At 65.9% G+C, this 16,914-nt stretch carries 18 protein-coding genes and 1 other RNA gene; 9 read left to right on the top strand and 10 right to left on the bottom strand.

The window, feature by feature from the left end:
- Positions 1-122: 122 nt before the first annotated feature.
- The 4 genes from WDM91_12480 (at position 123) to WDM91_12495 (ending at position 5,041) form a co-directional block, all read left to right on the top strand.
- Positions 123-1,295, top strand: a complete 1,173-nt coding sequence (locus tag WDM91_12480) for an outer membrane beta-barrel protein (GenBank protein MEI9995405.1) — start codon at positions 123-125, stop codon at positions 1,293-1,295.
- Between the two features lie 92 nt (positions 1,296-1,387).
- Positions 1,388-3,637 (top strand): polysaccharide biosynthesis tyrosine autokinase, encoded by a 2,250-nt coding sequence (locus WDM91_12485; GenBank protein ID MEI9995406.1) that lies wholly within the window; start codon positions 1,388-1,390, stop codon positions 3,635-3,637.
- Entirely contained in the window at positions 3,606-4,322 is a 717-nt protein-coding gene (locus WDM91_12490) for a hypothetical protein (protein MEI9995407.1), read from the top strand. The genes WDM91_12485 and WDM91_12490 overlap by 32 nt, the downstream gene beginning before the upstream one ends.
- Positions 4,323-4,459: 137 nt before the next feature.
- Entirely contained in the window at positions 4,460-5,041 is a 582-nt protein-coding gene (locus WDM91_12495; GenBank protein ID MEI9995408.1) for a polysaccharide biosynthesis/export family protein, read from the top strand.
- Between the two features lie 22 nt (positions 5,042-5,063).
- Here the strand turns inward: WDM91_12495 and WDM91_12500 are convergent, their stop codons facing one another.
- From WDM91_12500 to WDM91_12510, 3 genes are all read right to left on the bottom strand, one after another.
- A complete protein-coding gene (locus WDM91_12500) occupies positions 5,064-6,530 on the bottom strand; it encodes an exopolysaccharide biosynthesis polyprenyl glycosylphosphotransferase (GenBank protein MEI9995409.1) in 1,467 nt (488 codons plus the stop codon).
- A gap of 354 nt (positions 6,531-6,884) precedes the next feature.
- Positions 6,885-7,607, bottom strand: a complete 723-nt coding sequence (locus tag WDM91_12505; GenBank protein MEI9995410.1) for a Crp/Fnr family transcriptional regulator — start codon at positions 7,605-7,607, stop codon at positions 6,885-6,887.
- A 51-nt stretch (positions 7,608-7,658) separates the two neighbouring features.
- Entirely contained in the window at positions 7,659-8,474 is an 816-nt protein-coding gene (locus tag WDM91_12510) for a Crp/Fnr family transcriptional regulator (protein MEI9995411.1), read from the bottom strand.
- A 137-nt stretch (positions 8,475-8,611) separates the two neighbouring features.
- Between WDM91_12510 and WDM91_12515 the strand changes: the two genes are divergently transcribed.
- Positions 8,612-9,019 (top strand): hypothetical protein, encoded by a 408-nt coding sequence (locus WDM91_12515; GenBank protein MEI9995412.1) that lies wholly within the window; start codon positions 8,612-8,614, stop codon positions 9,017-9,019.
- A 91-nt stretch (positions 9,020-9,110) separates the two neighbouring features.
- Here the strand turns inward: WDM91_12515 and WDM91_12520 are convergent, their stop codons facing one another.
- Positions 9,111-9,830 (bottom strand): TIGR02206 family membrane protein, encoded by a 720-nt coding sequence (locus WDM91_12520; GenBank protein ID MEI9995413.1) that lies wholly within the window; start codon positions 9,828-9,830, stop codon positions 9,111-9,113.
- Between the two features lie 172 nt (positions 9,831-10,002).
- Here WDM91_12520 and WDM91_12525 point away from each other — a divergent pair, with 172 nt between their 5' ends.
- The 3 genes from WDM91_12525 to WDM91_12535 all read left to right on the top strand — a co-directional run bounded on the left by WDM91_12525 (position 10,003) and on the right by WDM91_12535 (position 12,833).
- Complete coding sequence (locus WDM91_12525) at positions 10,003-11,292, top strand: adenylosuccinate synthase (protein MEI9995414.1); 1,290 nt, start codon at positions 10,003-10,005, stop codon at positions 11,290-11,292.
- Positions 11,293-11,358: 66 nt separating this feature from the next.
- A complete protein-coding gene (locus tag WDM91_12530) occupies positions 11,359-11,706 on the top strand; it encodes a hypothetical protein (GenBank protein ID MEI9995415.1) in 348 nt (115 codons plus the stop codon).
- 152 nt (positions 11,707-11,858) lie between these two features.
- Positions 11,859-12,833 carry a nitronate monooxygenase family protein gene (locus WDM91_12535; GenBank protein ID MEI9995416.1) on the top strand — a complete coding sequence of 325 codons (975 nt, stop codon included), beginning with the start codon at positions 11,859-11,861 and terminating at the stop codon, positions 12,831-12,833.
- Between the two features lie 73 nt (positions 12,834-12,906).
- Here the strand turns inward: WDM91_12535 and rnpB are convergent.
- Positions 12,907-13,275, bottom strand: an RNA gene (gene rnpB, locus WDM91_12540) — RNase P RNA component class A.
- Between the two features lie 160 nt (positions 13,276-13,435).
- On the opposite strand from rnpB, the gene WDM91_12545 reads away from it, so the two are divergent.
- Positions 13,436-13,708 carry a DUF1153 domain-containing protein gene (locus tag WDM91_12545; GenBank protein ID MEI9995417.1) on the top strand — a complete coding sequence of 91 codons (273 nt, stop codon included), beginning with the start codon at positions 13,436-13,438 and terminating at the stop codon, positions 13,706-13,708.
- 7 nt (positions 13,709-13,715) lie between these two features.
- Here the strand turns inward: WDM91_12545 and WDM91_12550 are convergent, their stop codons facing one another.
- The 5 genes from WDM91_12550 to WDM91_12570 all read right to left on the bottom strand — a co-directional run bounded on the left by WDM91_12550 (position 13,716) and on the right by WDM91_12570 (position 16,809).
- Positions 13,716-14,411 (bottom strand): aspartate/glutamate racemase family protein, encoded by a 696-nt coding sequence (locus tag WDM91_12550; GenBank protein ID MEI9995418.1) that lies wholly within the window; start codon positions 14,409-14,411, stop codon positions 13,716-13,718.
- Between the two features lie 68 nt (positions 14,412-14,479).
- Positions 14,480-15,190 carry an N-acetylmuramoyl-L-alanine amidase gene (locus tag WDM91_12555; GenBank protein MEI9995419.1) on the bottom strand — a complete coding sequence of 237 codons (711 nt, stop codon included), beginning with the start codon at positions 15,188-15,190 and terminating at the stop codon, positions 14,480-14,482.
- 7 nt (positions 15,191-15,197) lie between these two features.
- On the bottom strand, positions 15,198-15,953 hold the full coding sequence (locus WDM91_12560; protein ID MEI9995420.1) for a siderophore-interacting protein: 756 nt from the start codon (positions 15,951-15,953) through the stop codon (positions 15,198-15,200).
- A complete protein-coding gene (locus WDM91_12565) occupies positions 15,953-16,249 on the bottom strand; it encodes a ribbon-helix-helix protein, CopG family (GenBank protein ID MEI9995421.1) in 297 nt (98 codons plus the stop codon). Before WDM91_12565 ends, WDM91_12560 begins: the two co-directional genes overlap by 1 nt.
- Positions 16,250-16,260: 11 nt before the next feature.
- On the bottom strand, positions 16,261-16,809 hold the full coding sequence (locus tag WDM91_12570; GenBank protein MEI9995422.1) for a hypothetical protein: 549 nt from the start codon (positions 16,807-16,809) through the stop codon (positions 16,261-16,263).
- Positions 16,810-16,914 lie beyond the last annotated feature (105 nt).

Raw genomic sequence — 16,914 nt, forward strand, 5'->3', positions numbered from 1 at the left:
CACGGCAGGCGGTTCGTAAGACAAGCGGCAGAGAATATCGGCGATGAGCGTTAGTGGGGGACGGACACGTGATTTCGGGGCGTAAGGTTACTTTTGCACTGACCTTTGTGTGTGCAGGCCTGTTGTCGGCGCGGACGGCGACCGCCCAGCAGATTGCGCCCACCAATGTCGGCCCGGAATCCGAACTCGGCATCCATCTGGGCGGCTTCATGCTCTATCCGTCGCTGGATCTGAGCGGGCAGTACAACGACAACGTCTTCGCGGTGGACACCGGCGCAAAGTCCGATGTCAGCTGGGACGTCCATCCGGCACTCCGCCTCGAATCCACCTGGACCCATTATCTCGTCGTGCTGAAGGCGGAGTACGATCTGCGCCGCTTCGATACGCTGACCCAGGAAAATACCGACAATTACCTGTTCGGCGGCGAAACCAAGTTCGATCTGGGATCGGACACGCAGTTCGACGCGACATCCGAATATGCGCGGCTGTCCGAGCTTCCTGGCAACACGAACGTCACCACGAATGCGGCCAAGCCGACGAACTATTTCCGGTGGAACAACGCCGCCGACATCAAGCACGTCTTCGACCGGCTGCAGGTCGACATCGGGGGCGCCTATACGACGCTTCGCTTCCAGAACACCCCGGCGGTCGGCGGCGGCACGCTCTTCGAGGTCGACCGCAACCGCGACGTCGCGAGCGCCTATCTGGATCTCGGCTACCAGTTCAGCCCCGGCTACCAGGTGTTCGCCCGCGCCAACTGGAATCAGCGCGACTATGAATTGGCGGTCTTCAAGTTCCGCAATTCGACGGGCTATCAGGCCGATGCCGGCGTCCGGGTGCAGCTGAGCCATCTGGTCGACGGCCAAGCCTATGTCGGCTATCTCCAGCAGGACTACAAAGCGCCGCTGACGAATATCGGCGGCGTCGATTACGGCGCCCAGCTGCACTGGTCGGCGACGCGGCTCACCGACGTCACGCTCGACGTGCACCGCTCGATCGAGGAAACCGATCAGGTCGGAGCGACCGGCTATTTCGCGACCGTCGCGTCGCTCGACGTCTCGCACGCGCTGACCCGCTCGGTGACCTTGAATGCGAACGTCGCCTATACGAACAACGACTATCACGGGGTCGTCCGGAACGAGGACATCTACACCGCCGGATTCGGGATCGACTACCATTTCCGGCCGCAGATCCATCTGGTGGCGGACTACCAGTACAACACACGCGACTCGAACGTTCCCGGCACCAATTACAGCCAGAATATCGTAGAGGCGCATCTGCGACTGGCGCTTTAGCCGGCAAGAACCAAGGATGGCCGGGCGCAGCCGGAAATGCGATGCTGGGTCCGCTCGCGCCCGCGCCGTCGGCGCTTCAAAGTATGGGACCTATGGACACTCAAAACCCAGCGGCTGGGGAAATCTTACCGCCCGAACGCGCTGAAGGCGCGGAGCGCTTCGTCGGCAGCACACCGGAACTTTCGATCGCCGCCCTGCTCGCCGTGCTGCGCCGGCGGGCGATTCCGATGCTCGCCGCCTTCGTGGTGGTGACCGCCATCGGCGTCGCCTATACGATGAGCCTGACGCCGCGCTATACGGCGATCTCGACCGTATTGTTCGATCCCGAGAACCAGAACGCCGTCGACCTTCAGCAGATTCTGGGCGAGCAGTCCGGCCCGCCGATCTCCATCGCGAACCAGATCCAGATCCTGACATCGTCGTCTTTCGCCGGAAAGATCGTCGACAAGCTCGATCTCGAATCCGACCCGGAGTTCGGCGCGGGCGCGACGGGCGGCTTCGGCCTCGTCCGGTCCCTCAAAAATCTCGCCGGGCTGGGCGGCGGAGGCACGCCGGACAAGGACGACGTGCGGATCGCCACCATGGGACGGTTCGAGGACCGCCTGACGGCCGGCGTCGCGGAAGGCACCTCGGTCATCACCATCCAGTTTTCGTCGCAGGATCCGGCGAAAGCCGCCCGGATCGCCAACACCGTCGCCGACGGCTACATCACCGACCAGCTGGAAGCGAAATTCGAAGCCACGCGGATCGCAAACAACTGGCTGAGCCAGCGCCTGGCCGAATTGCGCAAGCGGGTCGCCGAAGCCGAAGGCGCCGTCGCGAGCTATGCCGCCGCGAACCATCTGCAGACGCTGAACGAGGCCGGCCAGACCCTGCAGGATCAGCGCGTCGCCAACCTCAATGACGAATTGCTCAAGGCGCGCACGGATTATGCGGAAAAGGCGACGCGCCTGAACGGGGTTCGTGCCGTGCTCGCGCGCGGCGGTTCGGTCGAGGCGATCCCTGAGCTGATGAATTCCGCGGTGTTCCAGACCCTGCGCACGCAGCGGGCCGCGCTGCTGCAGCAACAGTCGCAGCTCTCCTCGACCTTCGGTGCCCGCCATCCGGAGATGATCAAGCTCACCGAGCAGATCAACAGCATCAACCAGCAGATCAACGGTGAAATCCAGCGCATCCTGTCCGCGCTGCAAAGCGACGTCGCGGTGTCGAGCGCGCAACTTGCCGTCGTCCAGAACGGACTGCGGGACGCGGAAGGACAGAACGCCACGGCGAGCCAGGCCAACGTCCAGCTGCGCGAGCTGCAACGCAACGCCGACTCCGCCAAGTCGCTCTACGAGGCCTTCCTCAAGCGCTTCAACGAGTTGGGCGAACAGGGCACGCTGCAGACCACGCAGGCGCGCGTGATCAGCCGCGCCACGGTGCCGGCGAATGCGTCCTATCCCAAGACCCTGCTCTATCTCGCCGGCAGCGCCGGGGCCGGACTGCTCGCCGCCGCCATCATGGCGTTCCTGCTCGAACAGCTCGATCGCGGGCTGCGCACGCGTCAGCAGGTCGAGAGCGAGCTCAATTTCCCCATGCTGGCAAGCCTGCCGCTGGTCGACAGCGCCGAACTTTCCTGGAACGGCACCCCGCACACCCCCTCGGAGATCGTCGTCCACAAACCCCTGTCGGCCTACAATGAGGCGTTCCGGATGCTGCGGGCGGGGATTCAGCTGTCGAATGTCGATTCGGAGCCGGTGCTGGTGCTGATCACCTCGGCGCTGCCGAACGAGGGCAAATCGACCGGTGCCCTGTCGCTGGCGCGCTCCTGCGCCCAGGCGGGGGACCGCGTCCTGCTCATAGACGGCGATATCCGGCGGCCCAGCATCGGAGCGATCCTGAAGCGGAAACAGGACAAGGGCATTGGCCTGGTCCAGTGCATCCGCGGCGAAGCGCAGGTGCATGAGGCGGTGATCAAGGACGAGATCAGCTCGCTGCACATCCTGCTGCCGGGCGCGACGGTCAACAATCCGCCCGACATCCTGTCGTCGGCGGCGATGCGCAATCTCCTGGAAGCGGCGCGGCAGAGCTACGACCTGGTGCTGATCGACTCTTCGCCGGTCCTGCCGGTGATCGATGCGCGCCTGCTGGCGCGGCTGTGCGATACGACCGTCTTCTTCATCCGCTGGGAGGAGACGCCGAAGGATGCCGCCCAGGAGGCGCTCCGGCTGCTGCTGTCCTTCGACGCGCCGATCGCCGGCGTGGCGCTGAGCATGACCGATCGCAAGCGCCAGACGCGCTACGGCTATCACGGCGACAGCTACAGCTATTATGGAAAATACAAAGACTACTACGCGTCCTGATGAGCCGCCGGCGTGGCGCGCAAGGCCTGCGGCGTTCGCGCTGCTGGCGTTTGCGCTGGGGCTGATCGTCCTTTCCGGCGGTCTGCTTCGGCACGATCTGGCGCTCTATCGGCTCCATGCGGTGGCGAAGGCCATCCGGTTCGGCGAGCCGGTTTCGAATGCCGGGCTGGCGCAGGCGGTGCAGCAGGCGATCGTCGGAGACCAGGACCATGTGCTGAACGCGAGCGATCTCGACGATGCGGCGCAGGTCGCGTCGCTTTTTGCCGAGCGCAACCGTGCGAGCTTTCTGGCGCCGTCGCTGCAGCTGACGGCCGAAAACCTGCTGCGGGCACGCCTCGCCGAGGCGCCCGCCGACGGCAATTCCTGGCTGCGACTTGCCTATGTCCGTACCGCGCGGATCGGGCTCGATCCCCTCGCCCATGCCGCGCTGCGGATGTCCTGGCTCGCGACGCCCCGCGAATTCGCGGTGATGTGGCCCAGCCTGCGGTTTCGCGTCGCCCATTGGGACCGGCTGACGATCGAGGAGCAGTTCGCCGCCGCGGATCTCGTTGCCGGCCTGTGGCACAAGCCGCCGGAGCGCGATGCCCTCGGGCATTTCCTCGCCAAGCTGCCGCCCCATTTGCGCTCTACGCTGCTGGCGGACATGACGGACCCCGAAGCGCGGGCCGCCCTCCGGAAAGCCTGAATCGACCGGCGTGCCGCGCCGACCGGAGCGACGCGCATTTACCGCAGTTCACTATCCAATTGTGCCGGCGCCGGCCGGTACGCTATCTGATAAGGATCGGCCATGCTGGCAGCACGAGACGAACGAGAGGGGCACAGATGAGAGCGTTAGCCGTAGCCTGCCTTTTGGCCTTTGCCGCGCTCGCTGCCTGCCTGACTCCCGGTGCCATCGCGCCAGCCGCCGCACAGACCGTCGCAGCGCCGGACGATTCGATCAACTCGACCTATCGCCTGGGCCCGGGCGACAAGGTGCATGTCAGCGTCTACGGCCAGGCCGACCTGAGCGGCGAGTTCGCCATCGACGGGGGCGGCTCGGTCCAGCTGCCGCTGATCGGCCAGGTGAAGGCCGCCGGCCTGACGGTGCGGCAGTTCGAGGCCGAGATCGCCGACACGCTGCGCAACGGCGAATACCTCAAGGATCCGCGCGTCAGCGTCGAAGTCGCGAACTATCGTCCGTTCTACATCATCGGCGAGGTGAACAAGCCCGGCGAATATCCGTATGTGAACGACATGACGGTCCTCAACGCCGTCGCGCTGGCCGGCGGCTTCACGTTCCGGGCGGATGACGGCTCGGTCTACATCCGGCGGCATGGCGGCACGCAAGAGCAGAGGTTTCCGGCCGATCAGAGCACGCGGGTCGAGCCCGGCGACATCATTCGCGTCGGCGAACGATTCTTCTGAGACCGGGACCGCCTTCTGTGGGTCAGAAGGCGTTCTTCTGGCCCGCGACGGCTCCGACCGTCTTGAAAAGAATCTGGATATCGAGCGGCAGGCTGCAATTGCATGCGTACCAGATGTCCATCTCGATGCGGCGATACATCAGATCGAGATTCGGCGTCGCGCCGCGCAGGCCATGGACCTGCGCCCAGCCCGTAATGCCCGGCTTCACATGCTGGCGCACTTCGTAATTCTCGATCAGCTTGGCATAGAGCGCATCATGGGCGGCCGCATGGGGCCGCGGACCCACGATGGACATCTCGCCGCGCAGCACATTCAGCAGTTGCGGCAGTTCGTCGAGACTCGACCGGCGCAGCCAGCGGCCGACGGACGTCACGCGATGGTCGCTCTGCGAGGCCTGCCGGACTGCGTCGCCGTCCTCGAGCACCGTCATCGTCCGGAACTTGAATATCCTGAAGGGGCGCCCGCGATAGCCCAGGCGGGACTGCCGGAAGATCAACGGACCGTGCGAATCCACCGCGATCGCGATCGCGATCGCGAGGAGCAACGGCGAGAGGAAGATCAGCGCCGCGCCGCCGACGGCCAGGTCCAGGCTGCGCTTGAGGACGCGCTCCGTGCTGGTCATGGGCGTTTTTTGCATCTCCAACGCGACGACCGCGCCGATCCCGCGCACCGAGTGCTGCAGGAGCGTCGAGACGCGCTCGTCGGGTACGAGATAGACGGCGCGCGGCAGGATGCGCAGTCCCGACATCAGTCCGCCGACCTCATCGAAGGACAGCCGCCCCCCCAGGACGTAGATTTCGCCCGGCGCGGCCGACCGCGCGGCGTCGAACACGCGTTGCAGGAGCCGCTTGCGCTCGCCGACCCAGTCGACGGCATTGCAACCATCGTCGAATCCGAGAATCCGGATGCTCTCGCAGCCCTGTTGCGCCAACTCCTCGCGCAAGAGGTCGGCATCGGCGCTCGCATTCGGCGCCACGACGAGGATTTCCAATCCGCGATAGGCGCTGGCCCGCATCCAGCCGGCCAGCAGCCGCGGCGTCAGCATCCGCGAGGCGAGCGCTCCCGCCATCCCCACGGTGAAGAAGGCGAAGATCGCGCCGCGCGAGAACTGCGCGCTGATCTTCATGCTGAAGGCGAGAACGATGAGAAACAGGAAGGTGACGACCCAGGCGATCGCGGCCATGCGCGCCCGTCCCAGGCGCGTCGCGCTCCCGCGCGGTTCGCGCGAAGCCTGCAGGCGCACGAGACCGCAGAACAGCACGGAAACGATGACGCCGGTCGCGGCGAATCCCGGAATATTGCCGGTCGTTCCATGGGCCATCGACTGGAAGGCCATTCCGGACAGAATGCTGATCGCAACGATGATCGCGGTATCGACAGCCTGCGCGAGGGCCGACACGGCATATTGAATCGGGACATCGGCCCGCCATGTCTGGGCGATGCCGACGTGCCTGCTTCCCTGCGGATAGCCTGTCGTTTGAACGTTCATTCGCCCCACGCAACGCCTCAACGCGACAGCCGTCCGGCGGCGCGTTGTTCATGGCAAACTCCAGCCGGTGTGCGGCCGGATACGCACCATTCCGCCAAAGACAACCTAGCAGCCCTTCGGCGGTAGCAAAGTTAAACACTTGTCCGGCAACAAGAAAAAGCAAATTATTCGGTAAAGGTAATGTTTACGACGCGGTTGCGATTTTGCTTGGAGAAACAAGGCCTCTGGATAGCATGACGACTATTCAAGTTCCCAACTCGGATGCGTCATATACGGGCATAACACGTTCTTGAACATTCGGCCGTCGGCACCCGCAACAGGCCACCCTTGCACAGCGAGGGCCCAAGCGAGAGTTCAGCCCGGATAGACGCCCGGCAACAGCCGCTCGAAATGGCGGCGCAGATAGCCGTAGCATTCGCAGGCCTGCAGTTCGAGCCGGCGCACATCGACGACGGTGACGTTGGCGCGGCCGCGGCGGATCGCGCCGGTTCTCTCGAGATCGCCGATGATGCGGGTGGCATAGGGCCGGTGGACGCCGAGCATCTGGGCGATGAAATCCTGGGTCACGCCGATCTCGTCGCTCTCCAGGCGGTCGCGCAGCGTGAGCAGCCAGCGCGCCAACCGCGCATCGAGGTCATGCACCGCATTGCAGGCCGTCGACTGAAGAACCTGGGCGAGCAGGCAGTCGGCATAGCGCGCGAAGTGATCGCGCATGGCGGGCGAGCGGGCTTTGGCGCGGTCGAACAGCTCGATGGAGAGGCGCTGGGCACCGCCGCCGATCTGAACGACACCCGTCGCGAAAGCCGGCTTGTCGCCTTCGCTGACGATGCCGCCCAGCGCGCCTTCCTGCCCGACCATGGCCGCTTCGGAGATCGCACCGTCACGCAGGTCGAGGACGAGCGCGGCGATGGTGCCGGGCTCGGGGAAATGAACGCACTCGACATTTTCGCCGGGCCGGAAGAGGACGTCGCCGGTCTTCAGCGTCACGGTCTCGAATCCGGCGGACAGAAGCGCGAAGTCGCGCGGCTGCAAAGCGGCCAGCAACCGGTTCTTCGTGTTTGCCCTTGCCGATACCACCGCCCTCTCCTCGCCGCAAATGCCGCGCGAACGAGAAGTGCACCAAAACGCTCAAGCCTCCAAGTCCGGATAAAGCCCGGGCAGGATGCGCTCGAAATGCCGGCGCACCGTGCCGTAGCATTCGCAGGTCGCCTCCTCGAGCAGCGCGCGCTGCTCGATATGGACGATGCCGCGCCGATGGGAGATCGCGCCGCGGCGCTGGAGGGTGCTGGCGACGCGCGTCAGATAGGTGCGGGCGACGCCGAACATCTCGGCAAGCGCCTCCTGGGTCAGCGGCAGATCCGGACGCTGCAGCCGGTCGTGCGTGAGCAGCAGCCACCGGGCACAACGCGCCTCGAGTGGATGGACCATCGAGCATCCGACCGATTGAAACACCTGGGCGACGAGACAATCGGCATAGCGGGCGAAGATATCATGCAGGCGCGGCGACGACCGCTTGGCCGCTTCGAGCCGCCCGACCGGGATGCGCAGGGCCTTGCCGGGGATTTGCACCAGACCGCGTGCGAAGGCCGGCTTCATCCCCAGGCTGACCACGCCCCCGACCGCGCCCTCCCGACCGATGGTTGCCGCTTCCACGGCGTGCCCGTCTTGCATCGGCAGAACGAGCGCGATGACGGCACCGTCCAGCGGAAAGAAAGCATGGGTTACATCATCGCCGGGCTCGAAAAGCGTCTCGCCATGGTTCAGGTCGACGTCCCGCAGCCATGGTGAAAGGGTGTCCAGCGCCCCGCGCGGCAGCAGGCGAAGGATTTGGTTACCGGGGCGGGGGGCCGCACCGGACGGAAGCGTCGCTCCGCCCGATATTCGTGCCTTTGCTTTGGCCACGCCCGAATCCGCCTCGAACAGTCCCTTGTTCGCGATTAGCACCGAAGCCGTTCTCGGGTCTGTCTAGTAGTGGACATAAGAGGCGCGAGGCGGCCCGGCGTTAAGCATAAGTCCTTAGGACACATGGCTAAGACGCGGGAACTACTGTCATGTCCAGTAGTTGACACAGTGCCGGCGGATTGCCGGCCGAAGAAGGGGACAGCGTCGCTGTCGGGCTCATGCGTATTTTGGTCGTCGAAGACGAGTTCCTGATCGCGATCCACCTCGAGGATATGCTCGGCGAACTGGGTTATACGGACATCCATATCGCCCGCGACCTGGATGAAGGCTGGAGCGTCCTCGAGTCGATCACCCCGGATTTCGCTATCCTGGACGTGAATATCGGGGCGGCACTCGTGTTTCCCCTGGCGTCCGAATTGCTGCGGCGCAAAGTTCCTTTTGTCTTCTCGACCGGTCGCGGCCTCGGCGCCTTTCCGCCGGAATGGCGCGCGTTCCCGCTCGTACCCAAGCCGCTGGAGACCCGACTGCTGGTCGCGGCCATGCAGGACTGCGGCCTGCGCCGGCGGCAGACGCCGGAAGGCGACTGAAGGCGGCCTTCGATTTCAGATGCGCCATGCGCAACGCGGCATCGAACGGACGCCCGCAATTCGCTTCCAAAAAGCCTGAGGTTGCCTGGGCTCAACCGTCCGTTTTCCCAGCTTGCAATCCTTGCGCGGGCCGCCGGGGACGCAGGCGATCGGCGGCGAACCAAGGGGCATAGAGGATGAAGATCGCGGCCATGCCGATCAGGAACGTCGCCGGGATGTAGTAAGGCCATGGCGGCAGCAGGTCGTAGAACGTGGCGTGTCCCGGCTTGGCGCGGAAGAAGCCGTAATTGACGCCGAGCACCCAGTCCGTCAGCGCCGCCATGCCCGCATAGACCAGCGTCCACACCGCCACGCGCGCGATCGACGCGGGCACCGGCCGCATCGCGCTTCCGGCCATCAGATAGATCACTGCAGCGATGATCGTACCGTGACCCAGCAGGAAGACGATGAACTGCGCTTCCGGAAAGGCGTAGGTCACGTCGGGCGTGAAGAGACCCTGGGTGGTGCCCGCCAGCGCCCAGAAATAGGCGAGCTCGAAGGCGCGCTGGGTCGGCCTGAGGAGCGTGACGAGCAACGCGACGGTCGCCCAGTCGCACAGGTTCATCGGCAGTTCGTTGCCCGCGCCCAGCCAGCCGCGCGCAGCGAAAAGCACATACCACGCGATCCACGTGCCGATGAGGAGTGCCGCGAAGCCGCGCCGGATCCACAGGTCGGCGCGCCGCGGGGCGGCGGCGAGCGCCAACGGAATCGCGAAGGTCAGCGCGATGACGATGAGATGCTGCGTCCCCAACAGGACGAAAGGGGTATGCATGGACGGCCCTCCGACACCGGGGAAGGAACCGCGTCACGGTGGCGGATTGTGGGCGCCTCGGCGGCCGGCGTGCGGCGGAACGCGCGTTTCACGCGCCCGCCCGGCGGCGCTATAACTGGACACCGTGCCCGCGAATCCCTCGCGGGATAGCCATCTTGTCCGGGTACGGAATATGTCCAACGTCGCCGTGATCGGCGCCCAATGGGGCGACGAGGGTAAAGGCAAGATCATCGACTGGCTGGCCAACCGGGCCGAGATGGTCGTGCGCTTCCAGGGCGGCAACAATGCCGGGCATACGATCGTCGTCGGCGACAAGACCTACAAGCTGTCGCTGCTCCCCTCCGGCGTGATCCAGGGCAAGCGTTCGATCATCGGCAACGGCGTGGTGGTCGATCCCTGGTCGCTTCTGGAGGAGATCGGGCGGCTGAACGAAGCAGGCATCGCGGTGACGCCCGACGTGCTGGTGCTGGCGGAGAACGCCGTGCTGGTGCTGCCGATCCACCGCGAGCTGGATGCGGTACGCGAATCGTCGAACTCGCTGCAGCGGCTGGGCACCACCAAGCGCGGCATCGGCCCCGCCTATGAGGACAAGGTCGGACGGCGCGCGATCCGCGTGATCGACCTGAAGGACCTCGCATCGCTACCGGCGAAGATCGAACGCCTTCTGGCGCATCACAATGCCTTGCGGCGCGGCGCGGGCGCCGAGGAGATCGACGCCGCGGCGCTGCTGGCGGTGCTGACCGAGATCGCGCCGAAGCTTCTGCCTTATGCGGGATCGAGCTGGCGCGAACTGGACGCGGCACGGCGCGCCGGCAAGCGCGTGCTGTTCGAAGGTGCGCAGGCGGTGCTGCTCGACATCGATCATGGCACCTATCCCTATGTCACCTCGTCCAACACCGTGGCGGGGCAGGCGGCGGCCGGTGCCGGCGTCGGCCCGCGCCAGATCGGCTATGTGCTGGGCATCACCAAGAGCTATACGACGCGCGTCGGCGAAGGCCCCTTCCCCACCGAGCAGCAGAACGCGATCGGCGAGACGCTGGGCGCGCGCGGCAACGAATTCGGCACGGTGACGGGACGCAAGCGGCGCTGCGGCTGGTTCGACTCCGTGCTGGTGCGCCAGACCGCGATCACCGGCGGGATCGACGGCATCGCGCTCACCAAGCTCGATATCCTCGACACCTTCGAGCGGATCGAGGTGTGCGTGGGATACAAGCTGGGCGACGCGCTGCTCGACTACCTGCCGGCGGATGCCAACGACCAGGCGAAGCTCGTGCCGGTCTATGAGACGCTGGACGGCTGGCAGAGCTCGACGCGCGGCGCGCGCAGCTGGGCCGAGTTGCCGGCCAATGCGATCAAATATGTCCGCCGGGTGGAGGAGCTCATCGGCACGCCGGTGGCGCTGCTGTCCACCAGCCCCGATCGCGACGACACCATCATGGTGCGCGACCCCTATCTGGGGTGAGTTCCCTGTGGCGGCCCATCAATGCCGCCGCTAGATTCGACACGAATCGATTTGGGGGAATCGCCCGTGAAAGCCAAGCTTCTGTTGATTGCCGCGCTGAGCGCAACGCTCGCATCCTGCAGCGGCGGCGTGTCGACCCCCGAGGCCCTGCGTGGAACGTGGAGCGACGCCTGCCCGAACGGGATGATCCAGGTCGATGCCGATACGCTGCACATTCTCTATCCCGAGAAGCAGGACTTCGCGCTGACGGCCTCCGCGTTCGACGGCCGGACGTGGAAGGCCAGCTTCGAGAATGGCGGCAAGAAGATCACGGACGTCTATGTCTTCGAGGACAATACGCTGCGCGCGGAATCGGTCATCGTCGACGGCAGCACGTTCAATTCCAACAAGCTTCGCCTGACGAAGTGCGGCTGAAGGTCTGAACCGCGAGGCCGAAAAAGGCCTGGTTTCCACGCCTGTCGAAGGAGGGGCGGCGCCGACGCCATTTCCGTAACGGCACCACCCCTTCCGCCGGGCGCGAAAACGCGGCACGTTCCGCAGCAGAGAAAACTGCGAAGGGAAATGCCATGATCAAGACACGCTTCACCGAAATGTTCGGCGTCGAGAACCCCATCACTTGCGGCGGCATGACCCGCGTCGGCAAGGCGGAGCTGATCGCCGCCGTCGCCAATGCCGGCGCGCTCGGATTCCTCACGGCGCTTACGCCAGGCTCGCCGGAAGCACTGGTGAAGGAGATCGAGAAGACGCGGGGCCTGACCAACAAGCCGTTCGGCATCAATCTCACCATCCTGCCGTCGATCAATCCGATCCCCTACGACGAATACCGCCAGGTGATCTGCGAAAGCGGCGTGAAGGTGGTGGAGACCGCGGGCAACAATCCGGCACCGCACCTTCCCGCCTTCAAGGCGGCGGGCGTGAAGGTGATCCACAAATGCGTCACCGCGCGCCACGCGGTGAAGGCCGAGAGCATCGGCGTCGATTGCGTCTCGATCGACGGCTTCGAGTGCGCGGGGCATCCCGGCGAGGAAGACATTGGCGGGCTGGTCCTGTTTCCCGTCACGACCGCGAAGCTGAAGATCCCGGTGATCGCGTCGGGCGGCATCGCGGATGCGCGCGGCCTGGTGGCGGCGCTGGCGCTGGGTTGCGAGGGCGCGAATATGGGCACGCGCTTCATGGCGACCAAGGAGGCGCCGATCCATGAGAAGGTGAAGCAGGCCCTGGTCGATCACGACGAGCGCGACACCGACATGATCTTCCGCACCATGCACAACTCGTCGCGCGTGGCGCGCAACAAGATCAGCCAGCAGGTGGTGGAGATCGAGAAGCGCGGCGGCGCCAAGTTCGAGGATGTCCGCGAGCTGGTGGCCGGCACCCGCGGCGGCAAGGTCTACGACACGGGCGACACCGATTACGGCATCTGGTCGGCCGGCCAGACCCAGGGCCTGATCCACGACATCCCGAGCTGCAAGGATCTGATGGACCGCATCATGCGCGAGGCCGAGACGATCATCCGCGCGCGGCTCGACCGGATGGTCGCGTAGGGCCCGGGCGGCTCGCAGCCGCTCATGCTTGGACACGTCCGGCATGAACGGCGCGGCCTGGCGCTCGAAACAACGCGTCAGATGGCCTGTAAGCCGGGTTCTGTCCACCGCTTGCGCGGATGGATGGCCATTCCTCTGGGATGTGTGTCGCCACACACCTCGCGCGACCGACCCGGACGGCTATCCGGAAACGGATTACGTGCCGTCCCTATTTGGTCTTGCTCCCGGTGGGGCTTGCCCTGCCGCTCCCGTTGCCGGGACCGCGGTGCGCTCTTACCGCACCATTTCAACCTTGCTGCCCGCTCACGCGGGTTAGCGGTATGTTTCTGTGGCGCTATCCCTGGGGTCGCCCCCGCCGGCCGTTAACCGGCACCGTGTCTCCGTGGAGCCCGGACTTTCCTCTTCCCGCCTTGCGGCGAAAAGCAGCCATCCAGCCATCTGACGCGTTGTGACCCTAGGACATCCCGCCAAGGCGGTCGAGCGCACAGTTTTAACGAATGCCTTTGCAGTCCGTTAAGGCGGTTTGCTGTCCGTCAAGTTCCCTCGGAACGCTTTACGCGGTTGCGGACTATTGCCAGTGAGAAACCGCTGGGAGAGACGCGATGGGATTGGCCGAAAAGAACTTTTTCAAAGCAGGCGCGGGCGTTCCGCCGCCTTTCGAACTGCCGGAACCGCAAACGAAGCGCTGGGTGCCGCGGCGCAAGGCGCAGGTCGTCGCGGCGGTGCGCGGCGGCGTCCTGAGCCTGGACGACGCCTGCGCGCGCTATGCCCTGACGGTGGAGGAATTCCTCTCCTGGCAGCGCGCGATCGACAAATACGGTCTGGCCGGCCTGCGCGCGACACATGCGCAGAATTTCCGCGCCGGTACGCGATAGCCGACAACTACCGGAGGGCGAACTCGACGGCCGCGGCGGCGTGCAATGCGGTGGTGTCGAACAGCAGAACGCTGGCGTCTTCCGGCCGTACGAGCAGCGGAAGCTCGGTGCAGCCGAGGATCACCGCTTGCGCGCCCCGCGCGACCAACCCGGCAATGACGTCGCGATAGGTCGCCCGGGACGAGTCGAGGAATTTCCCGCGCACGAGCTCCTCATAGATCACCCGGCTGACCTCTGCCGCCTCGGCGCCCTCCGGCAGCACGACGTCGATTCCATAACGCGTCTTGAGCCGGCCGCGAAGAATGCCATCCTGCTCCATCGTATGATTTGACCCCAGCAGGCCCACGCGTGTGAAGCCGGCGTCGCGGATCGCGGCGCCGAGCGGATCGGCGATGTGGAGGAAGGGGATGGCGGTTGCCGCCTCGATCTGCGGCGTCGCGCAATGCATCGTGTTGCAGCACATGATGAGGAAGTCCGCGCCGGCCTGGGCGAGATGGCGCGCGGCGTCCGCCATGCGGCGGTTGGCCTCGTCCCATTCGCCGGCCTGCTGCAGAGGCGCAAGCTCGCCGAAATCGAAAGAGTGCAGCAGCAGGCGCGCCGAATGCACGCCGCCGAGCCGCGCCTGCACCGCGCGATTGATCAGCTGGTAATAGGTGACGGTGGATTCCCAGCTCATTCCGCCGAGCAGGCCGATGGTTTTCATGGCGTAAAGGCTAGCAGGCGGCGCCATCGGCGGAAGTCCGCGGGACGCATGGCGGATGTGCGCCCAGGCTAGGCTGCCAGCAAGCCGTCGAGGATGGCGGCGCATTCGCTGTCCCAAGCACCGTTGACGGCGCCGGGCCGGAAGTGGCGCTGGAAGGCGGTGATGACCGCGTCCAGGGACGCGTCCGTCTGGGGCGGGACGCCGTAGCCGAATTGGGCGAGCGCCGACGCCGGGTTTTCCAAAACCGTCTCATCCTTGCGCGGTGGACGACCGATCGGCGCAGTTCGAGGCCAGAGGCCGATGCCGAACTCCGCGAGGTGTTGCCAGGGAAAGAGTTCGCCCGGATCCATCTTGCGCGCCGGCGCGACATCGGAATGGCCGACGACGCGGCCGGGCGGTATCGGATGGCGCGAGAGGATGCCCTGCGCGAGATCGATCAGCGCCGCGACCTGATCCGGTGCGAAGGGCTCATAGCCGAATTCATGGCCCGGATTGACGAGCTCGATCCCGATGGAGCGGCCGTTGACGTTCTTCTCCCCCGCCCACCACGACACGCCGGCATGCCAGGCGCGACGTTCCTCCGGCACATGCGCGAAGACGCGACCGTCGCGGCCGATCGTATAATGCGCCGAGACCTTCGCCGCCGGATCGCAGAGCCGCGCCAGTGCCTCGTCCGCGGTCTTCATGCCGGTGTAGTGCAGCACCAGGATGTCGATCGGCGCGCCGTCCGGACGGGCATCGTGGTTGGGCGACGGACAGGAAACGAGCTTCAGCGTCATGCGTCCTTCATGCGTGGTCGTGACCGCCGACGCGGCCGGGGCGCCAATAGCCTTCCGCGCAAGTCTGCTCCTTGCCAAGCCCGCGCGCGATCAGGCGCTGGCGGATGGCGCGGACGTTCGAGGTTTCCCCGATGACATAGGCGTGGCCACGGCCGGGTGGGAAGGCAAAGGCCTCCACCGCATCGTACAGGATCCGGCTGGGACCGGGAGCGGCGCCGCCGCGCGGCAGCCAGACCACGCGCGCCCCGTCGGGTGCCGGCTGGCGCTCGGCATCGTCGGCGATCTCGAGGAAGGCGGTGGCGCCGGGCGGCTGACCTTCGAGCATCGCGAAGATGCCGGGGATGCAGGTCTCGTCGCCGGCGAAGAGATGCCAATCGGCCTCGTGCAGATAGGTATGGCCGCGCGGCCCGGCTGCATGGATCTGAGCGCCGGGCTCGGCGGCACGCACCCAGCTGCCGGCGGGGCTATCGCCATGCAGCACGAAGTCGATGGCGAGCGTGCCCGCCTCCGCGTCCAGCGTGCGGATCGTGTAGTGACGCCGCGCAATGGTGCCGTCCGCTTGCGGCAGTTCGAGCACCAGATCCTGGCCGCGCTTCCACACGAGTTCGTCGAGCTTGGGCACGGTGAAGATCACCCGCATCATGCGCGGCGTGACGAGCCGCTTGGCCTGGACCGTCAGCGGCCAGACGCGGCGGCCCTTGCGCTGCAGGAACAGACCGATCTGCGCCAATGCGCCGGGGCTTTGGGGTTCGGCGATGCTCATCAGACGAAGATCTTGTAGGCGACGGTCTCTCCGTTCGCGCGCTTGAGGGAAAATTCCGCGCCGGCTTCGTGCTCCTGGATCAGAGCCTCGAAGACGCGCAGCGCGTTGCGGATGACTTCGGCATAGGAGGCGGCCTCGGTCTTCTCCTTCAGGCGTTGCAGGCGCTCCATGGCCTGGGGCGGCATTTCGAGCTGGACGCGGGTGGTGGTGCGCTCGCCGGTCTCCATGGCCTCGGCGGCGGCGCGCATGGCCTCCGCGGCGGCGCCGTGGAAGCGGCGGTGACGATGTCCGTGCATGGGATGTTCCTTCAATTGGGGGTGTCGGTGGGAGCCGGCGGCGGTGCCGGGCGCTCGGCCGACGGGTTGGGGCGCCGCTCGCGGCGGGCGAAGTCGCGCGGCGGCAGATCGAAAGGATCGAAGCCGTGGCGGAAGGCGGCGGCGACCAGCACCATCACCACCAGCGCACCGAGGATGAAGTAGATGTGGTTGAAGACGAAGACCACCGCCGCGATGACCGCGACCGCGGCGAGGATGCGCCACAGCAGACCCGTGCTCCAGATGCCCGGATGGCCCCAAGCCATATAGGCGCGGCCGCCATTGTCGCGGCCATAACCGTCGTAATAACTGCCGCGGAACTGATCGCGGAATTCGCGGCGGCGGGCATGCCATTCGTCGCGCCATTGGCGCTTCCATTCGCGGCGCTGCTCGTGCCAGCGGCGATAGGCTTCGCGGCGGGCGGCGTATTCGGCATAGCCGTCATCGCCGGGGCCGCGCTGGGGCTCCGGCCCAGCGGCGGCAGCGGATTTGCCGTCGTCGACCGGGAAATCCTCGCCGACGCCCACTCCGATCTTGCTCATGTGTGACTCCTTGATGTGCGGGCCCGTAACCGGCCCTTGTGATCATCATAAAGTCATCAAGGAGCCATCCGTCAAGGGGAGTCATCAAATAATCATCACAAAGGC

Source organism: Rhizomicrobium sp., assembly GCA_037200385.1.
Taxonomy (GTDB): domain Bacteria; phylum Pseudomonadota; class Alphaproteobacteria; order Micropepsales; family Micropepsaceae; genus Rhizomicrobium.